Genomic DNA, 1,651 nt, shown 5'->3' with positions numbered 1-1,651 from the left:
CGCCTAATCCTTGAATTGATCCGGCCTTACCGCTGGGTCATCGCGATCATCCTGGCCGCGATGCTGATAGCAACGGCCATGAACCTGGCCGGCCCTTGGCCGTTGAAGGTCATCCTCGACAACGTGGTGGTCGCCAAGCACCCACTTCCGCACTGGATGACTGACCTGCTGCCAATTCTGGGCGGCAAAAACAAAATGCACATTGCTGAGCTGGCGGCGCTCTTGTTCATAGTGATCGCCATCGTGAACGCCGTCGCGTCCTACATCGCCAACTACTACACCGAAACAGTGGGTCAGTGGGTTGCCTACGATCTGCGCACGCGCACCTACCACCATCTGCAGCGGCTTTCACTCAGTTACTACGACACCCATCAGGTTGGCGCGATCGTCAGCACCATCAACGATGACGTCGACACCATCCAAAGCTTCGCGTCCGATTCCATAACCCAGATGACCATCGACGCGCTTCAAATTGTGGGCATCTTGGGCGTGATGTTCGCGATCAGGTGGGATTTCGCGCTGATCGCGCTTGTGGTGACGCCGTTCTTGCTCTTCTTCGTCTCGCGAGTCCGGACGGTGGTGAAGAAGGCGACGCACGAGGTGCGCCTGCGCCAGGCCGACATCGTCAGCGCAGTGCAGCAGGGGCTGGAGTCTGTTCGAGTCGTGCAGGCCTTCGAGCGCGAGGACCTGCAGGAGGCGGAACTGAGCAGGGTCGGCAAGCAGACCATCGAGGCGGCGCTGCGGGCCCGGCGGATTAAGGCACTCCTCGCGCCGATTGTCTCCATCGTGGTCGCGCTGTGCACCGGTTTGGTGCTGTGGCGGGGCACATCGCTGGTGTTGGCCGACGCGATGGAAGTCGGCACCCTCACGGTGTTTCTTTCCTATCTGGCCATGTTCTTCAAGCCGGTGCAGGATCTCGCCACGATGACCAACACGATCGCGCAGACGTCAGTGGGCGTGGAGCGGGTCCGGGCGATTCTCGATGCCGACGCCGTCATTCCGGACCGCTCCGATGGTCTGGAGCCTGAGACGTTGCGCGGCCTCATCGAATTCGAGCACGTGTCTTTCGGCTATGACCCGGCGTGCCCGGTCTTGCGCGACGTCAGTTTCACCATCGAGCCGGGTCAACTTGTCGGATTCGTCGGACCCACCGGCAGCGGGAAATCCACCGTGGTGAGCCTTATTCCGCGGTTCTACGACGGTGACTCGGGCAGCATCAAGATCGACGGCGTCGACGTCCGAGACTACAAACTGCACGAACTGCGCAAGCACATCGGCTTTGTCCTGCAGGAGACGGTGCTATTCCGCGGAACGATCCGCGAGAACATCGCCTACGGCCACCCAAGGGCCACCGAGGACGAAATTGTGCACGCGGCGAAACTGGCCAATGCCCATGAGTTCATCAGCCGCATGCCCAACGGCTACGACAGCGCGGTCGGTGAGCGCGGTCTGACTCTCTCCGGTGGCCAGCGGCAGCGAATTGGCATTGCCCGTGCGATCATTCGCGACAACCCGATCCTAATCCTCGACGAGCCGACCGCGGCACTGGACACCGAGTCCGAACAACTTGTGGTCGAGGCGCTGGAACGGCTGATGAAGGGTCGGACGGTGATTACCATCGCGCATCGACTGAGCACGATCCGCGACGCCA

1 pseudogene is annotated in these 1,651 nt (G+C 61.4%); it reads left to right on the top strand.

Going from position 1 to position 1,651, the window contains the following annotated elements:
- Positions 1-60: 60 nt before the first annotated feature.
- Positions 61-1,482, top strand: a pseudogene (locus WBF82_RS05935) (ABC transporter ATP-binding protein); the annotation flags it as partial.
- Between the last annotated feature and the right edge of the window lie 169 nt (positions 1,483-1,651).

Origin of the sequence: Mycobacterium sp. (assembly GCF_049673265.1) — a bacterium.
Lineage (GTDB): Bacteria > Actinomycetota > Actinomycetes > Mycobacteriales > Mycobacteriaceae > Mycobacterium.
Note: the sequence above shows the minus strand (reverse complement) of the source record. Positions and strands in the feature narration are given on the sequence as shown.